Source organism: Solemya elarraichensis gill symbiont, from assembly GCF_002021095.1.
Lineage (GTDB): Bacteria > Pseudomonadota > Gammaproteobacteria > Chromatiales > Chromatiaceae.
The window spans coordinates 1-5,256 of the sequence record NZ_MPRK01000127.1; the positions used below are offsets into that span (position 1 = coordinate 1).

The 5,256-nt window shown below is 51.6% G+C and carries 5 protein-coding genes and 1 pseudogene; 3 read left to right on the forward strand and 3 right to left on the reverse strand.

What is annotated here, in order from left to right:
* A pseudogene (locus tag BOW51_RS07260) lies at positions 1 to 298 on the reverse strand (hypothetical protein); the annotation flags it as partial.
* Positions 299 to 354: 56 nt separating this feature from the next.
* Positions 355 to 906, reverse strand: coding sequence for an rRNA large subunit pseudouridine synthase E (locus BOW51_RS07265; protein ID WP_078477101.1), 552 nt, complete (start codon positions 904 to 906; stop codon positions 355 to 357).
* Between the two features lie 100 nt (positions 907 to 1,006).
* Between BOW51_RS07265 and icd the strand changes: the two genes are divergently transcribed.
* The gene (gene icd / locus BOW51_RS07270; protein WP_078477105.1) at positions 1,007 to 2,266 is read left to right on the forward strand and encodes an NADP-dependent isocitrate dehydrogenase; all 1,260 of its coding nucleotides are present in this window, start codon (positions 1,007 to 1,009) and stop codon (positions 2,264 to 2,266) included.
* Between the two features lie 79 nt (positions 2,267 to 2,345).
* Here the strand turns inward: icd and BOW51_RS07275 are convergent, their stop codons facing one another.
* Entirely contained in the window at positions 2,346 to 2,552 is a 207-nt protein-coding gene (locus BOW51_RS07275; RefSeq protein WP_078477102.1) for a cold-shock protein, read from the reverse strand.
* A gap of 283 nt (positions 2,553 to 2,835) precedes the next feature.
* Between BOW51_RS07275 and clpS the strand changes: the two genes are divergently transcribed.
* Together clpS and clpA are read left to right on the forward strand one after the other, a co-directional pair.
* On the forward strand, positions 2,836 to 3,156 hold the full coding sequence (gene clpS / locus BOW51_RS07280) for an ATP-dependent Clp protease adapter ClpS (protein ID WP_078477103.1): 321 nt from the start codon (positions 2,836 to 2,838) through the stop codon (positions 3,154 to 3,156).
* A gap of 6 nt (positions 3,157 to 3,162) precedes the next feature.
* Positions 3,163 to 5,256: ATP-dependent Clp protease ATP-binding subunit ClpA (clpA, locus tag BOW51_RS07285; RefSeq protein ID WP_078477104.1), on the forward strand; the 2,094-nt coding region annotated here is incomplete at its 3' end.

The following is a 5,256-nucleotide window of genomic DNA, read 5'->3' on the forward strand; positions in this document are numbered from 1 at the left end:
CCACTTCCACTTCCACTTCCAGGTAGGCAATTGCGTTTGCTATCTGGCTGCGCTCCTGTTGAGGCGATTCCGCAGGAGGTTGGAAGAATTGCCTGACACTTTTCCACTGTTGCGGGCTGAGAGCAACATGCTCGACTGTATGGCAGGTATTACCGTAACAGACAGAGAACAGCGAAGGTGTCGGGTTGTCGATCTGAGGTTTGCCACGGTTTTCCGGGTTGAGTAAATTAACAGCTGTTGCATTTGAGTGCAGGGCAGAAAAAAGCAGTATGCCAAATAGAAGTTTTTGGTAGTCCATACTCTTGGTTTTGTCGCTGGTTAAATATGACTCGCAGTGTATCAAAGTTGGTGGCACTAGCGCTTGCCCCGGGTCTCGATGCTGAATTTTCCCGGCTGCAAATCGCCCAGTTCCCACTCGCCAATCTGTACTCGTATCAGTCGCAGGGTAGGGAAGCCAACAGCCGCTGTCATGCGCCTGATCTGGCGGTTTTTGCCTTCACGAATCGAGATTTCTATCCAGCTGGTGGGAATGTTTTTACGCACCCGGATCGGTGGATCACGCGGCCAGAGTGATTCTGGCTCATCGATTTTATCGACCATTGCGGATCTGGTTTTCCCGTCTTTAAGAGTGACGCCTGAGCGTAACCGGGCTACGGCGTCGTCCGAAATGTCACCGTCGACCTGGACCAGGTAGCGCTTCCAGGTTTTCTTCGCGGGTGCTGTGATCCTGTTTTGCAGTTTACCGTCGTCTGTCAGCAGCAGAAGGCCTTCACTGTCGCGATCGAGGCGACCTGCGGCGTAAACCCCTGGAATATCTATGAAATCAGCCAGGGTCGAGCGTCCGTCAGAGTCCCTGAACTGGCACAGAACACCATGCGGTTTGTTGAAGAGAACCAGTTTTACCATGCAAATTCCATCACTATTTAATTAACTGTTGCGACACTCGGGCTGAGCCTATGATAAGATTTTTCGCCTGAGAATGCTTATCAAATCAAGAGGAATCAAAATGGCATACGACAAAATCCAGGTGCCTGCCGACGGAGAAAAAATTACGGTCAACAGTGATCATTCACTCAATGTTCCTGACAAGCCGATTGTTCCCTATATCGAGGGTGACGGTATTGGTGTAGATGTTACTCCGCCGATGATGAAAGCCGTTAACACGGCTGTCGATAAGGCCTACGGTGGCCAGCGTCAAATTCAATGGATGGAAGTTTATGCCGGCGAGAAATCAACCAAGGTCTACGGCGACGACGTGTGGCTGCCTGAAGAGACGCTTGAGGCGGTTCAGGAGTTTGTCGTTTCCATCAAGGGTCCTCTGACGACACCTGTTGGTGGTGGTATTCGTTCACTCAACGTGGCACTGCGCCAGGAACTTGATCTCTACGTCTGCCTGCGTCCTGTACGCTATTTCCCCGGTTCTCCGAGCCCGGTTCGTGAGCCTGAAAAGACCGATATGGTTATTTTTCGCGAGAATTCAGAGGATATCTACGCTGGCGTCGAGTGGCAGTCAGGCACTCCGGAAGCGAAGAAAGTCATCGATTTCCTCATCAAGGAGATGGGCGTCACCAAGATCCGTTTCCCAGAGACTTCGGGTATTGGCGTCAAGCCGGTTTCGCAGGAAGGTACCGAGCGTCTTGTGCGCAAGGCAATGCAGTACGTCATTGATAACGACCGCAAGAGCCTGACACTGGTTCACAAGGGCAACATCATGAAGTTCACTGAGGGTAGCTTCAAGGAGTGGGGCTACGAACTGAGCAAGCGTGAATTCGGCGCGACTGAACTGGATGGCGGTCCATGGTGCACACTGAAAAACCCGAAGACCGGAACAGAAATCACCATCAAGGACGTGATTGCAGATAACTTCCTGCAGCAGATTCTGCTGCGTCCGGAGGAGTATGACGTGATCGCAACCCTGAACCTGAACGGTGACTACATTTCTGATGCACTTGCAGCACAGGTTGGTGGAATTGGTCTCGCGCCAGGTGCCAACCTTGCCGATGCTGTCGGTATGTTTGAGGCAACCCATGGTACTGCACCAAAATATGCGGGCCTCGACAAGGTTAACCCGAGTTCACTGATCCTCTCAGCAGAGATGATGCTGAGACACATGGGCTGGACCGAGGCGGCAGATCTTGTGATGAAGGGTGTAGAAGGTTCAATCGCGGCTAACACTGTCACCTATGACCTCGCACGTCTGATCGATGATGCAACTGAACTGAGTTGTAGCGAATTCGGTGATGCCGTCATCGCGAATATGGACTGATCACTGTTCAGGCAGTAAACAGAAGGCCCGCATTTGCGGGCCTTTTCAGTTACAGAACTTCCTTCAGGAATCTTTGCGATTAGCCTGCCATCTGGATTGATATTGCATGCAAACCCTTGGGACCCTCGGTAACTTCGTATTCGACTTTTTGCCCTTCTTTGAGGGTTTTGAAGCCTTCCATCTGAATCGATGAGAAATGCACAAAAATATCCGAATCCCCATCATCGGGCGTAACAAAGCCGTACCCCTTGGTGTTATTGAACCATTTGACGATACCCGTCGACATGTGAAAATACCTCCTTAGTTGCTGCTTTTCTTGTGTCTTCCTGTTCGCTGCAAATAGAGCGAGTTTCAGGCTGACTGGTGCCTTGTTTGTTGTAATTATCCAAAGCGTTCAGGTCGTATAATTGTTATTCTGATTTAACCCTCAGATTTACCGGTGCTTGCCGACAGAATAGTGGGTTAGACTCTGAGTATAGCGATGACGGCAAAAAGTTCAATGCAAATTTGCACTGCACAAAATGCGGATCGACTTGATTTTTATGTGATTAACTACTATCTGAAGTTGTATGTCTGACAGAGATTTTGATGATGACCATGGTTTGGCGACCGCGGAGGCTGTGCCAAAGCTCAAACGTCCGCCCATGTACAAGGTTCTATTACTGAATGATGACTATACTCCTATGGAGTTTGTCGTTGATGTACTGGCACGTTTCTTTCACATGGACCAGGAGCAGGCAACCCGGGTGATGCTGCATGTGCATACAAGGGGACAGGGAGTTTGCGGTGTTTTTACACGTGAAATCGCCGAGACCAAGGTCTACCAGGTCAACGACTATTCAAAAGAGCACCAGCACCCGCTGTTGTGCACCATGGAAACGGAAAATTAGGTGGCTATGTTAAACGCGGAACTCGAATTCACACTTAACCAGTCGTTCAAATGGGCTGCTGAGCAGCGTCATGAATACATGACTGTTGAGCACCTGCTGCTGGCGCTTGCCGACAATCCATCGGCAGCCGGTGTACTGCGTGCCTGCGGGACGCATCTCGATGGCCTGCGGGACCAGGTGAGAACCTTTATCAACGAAACCATCCCCTTGATACCCGAAGGGGAAGAGCGCGAGACTCAGCCAACGCTGGGCTTTCAGCGTGTTCTGCAACGTGCCGTTTACCAGGTGCAATCATCTGAACAGAAAGAGGTATCCGGTATCAATGTCCTGGTTGCCCTGTTCGCAGAGCAGGAGTCGCAGGCAATCTATATTCTTGCCTCGCAGGGCATCACGCGTCTCGATGTGGTCAACTATATTTCCCACGGTATTTCGCGCATTGGCGAACCGGAAGAGGATCAGCATGACGACTCCGCCGACGAGGTTCTGGAAGAGGAGCAGGGCGAAGAGAAAAAGATTTCGGCACTGGAAAAATATGCCGTAAATCTTAACGAAGAGGCGATGCAGGGGCGTATCGATCCGCTCATCGGACGTGCTGCCGAGGTTGAACGCTCGGTACAGATTCTGTGTCGCCGCAGCAAGAATAATCCCCTGCTGGTTGGTGAGGCTGGTGTTGGTAAAACAGCAATTGCCGAGGGCATGGCGAAAATGATCGTCGATGGTGAAGTTCCTGAAATTCTCTCGGATGCGCTGATCTATTCACTCGATCTTGGTGCCCTGGTAGCCGGAACCAAGTACCGTGGTGACTTCGAGAAACGTCTCAAGGCAGTTCTATCGGAGCTCAAACAGCAGCAGCACGTTATTCTGTTTATTGACGAGATTCACACCATTATCGGTGCTGGTTCTGCATCCGGTGGTGCAATGGATGCATCCAACCTGATCAAGCCGGCACTTGCCTCGGGTGCACTGCGTTGCATCGGTTCCACTACCTACCAGGAGTATCGCGGCATTTTTGAGAAGGACAGGGCGCTGGCGCGTCGTTTCCAGAAAATCGATGTCAATGAGCCGAGTGTGAGTGAAACAATCGATATTCTCAAGGGGCTGAAAAGTCGCTACGAGGAGCACCACGGCGTTACTTATACCAGCAAGGCACTGACTGCGGCCGCGGAACTGTCAGATCGTTACATCAATGACCGTCACCTGCCTGACAAGGCGATCGACGTTATCGACGAAGCGGGTTCGTATACCCGTCTGAAACCGGAAGGCAAGCGCAAAAAACGTATCGGTGTGCATGATATCGAGGCACTGGTAGCGAAGATGGCACGCATTCCGGCACGCAAGGTTTCCGCCAGTGACCATGACACCCTGAAGAATCTGAGAAAGAGCCTTGGTGCGGTGATTTATGGCCAGGAGAATGCCATTGAGGGGCTTTCATCGGCGATTATCATGAACCGTTCCGGACTCAGCGCTGAAGAGAAGCCGGTCGGCTCATTCCTGTTTACCGGCCCCACCGGTGTCGGCAAGACCGAGGTGACGCGTCAATTGGCGCGCATCATGGGTATCGAACTGATTCGCTTCGACATGTCCGAGTACATGGAGGCACACACGGTATCGCGCCTCATTGGTGCACCACCAGGCTACGTTGGTTACGACCAGGGTGGTCTGCTGACCGAGGAGATCAACAAGCACCCGCACTGCGTACTGCTGCTCGACGAGATCGAGAAAGCACATCCGGATGTCTTCAACCTGCTGTTGCAGGTGATGGATCACGGTACCCTGACAGACAATAATGGTCGCAAGGCAGATTTCAGGAATGTCGTACTGGTAATGACATCCAATGCAGGCGCCAGTGACATGAGCCGTGCTTCAATCGGATTTACCAAGCAGGATCACAGCAGTGACGGCATGGAGGCGATCAAGAAGCAGTTCACTCCTGAATTCCGTAACCGTCTCGATGCAATCGTGCAGTTTAATCCTCTCAACGGGGATGCTGTGGCACGCGTAGTAGACAAGTTTCTTTTCGAGGTTGAGCAGCAGTTATCCGAGAAAGGCGTCGAACTGCTTATTGAACAGCCGGTACGCGAGTGGCTCGCTGAAGCAGGC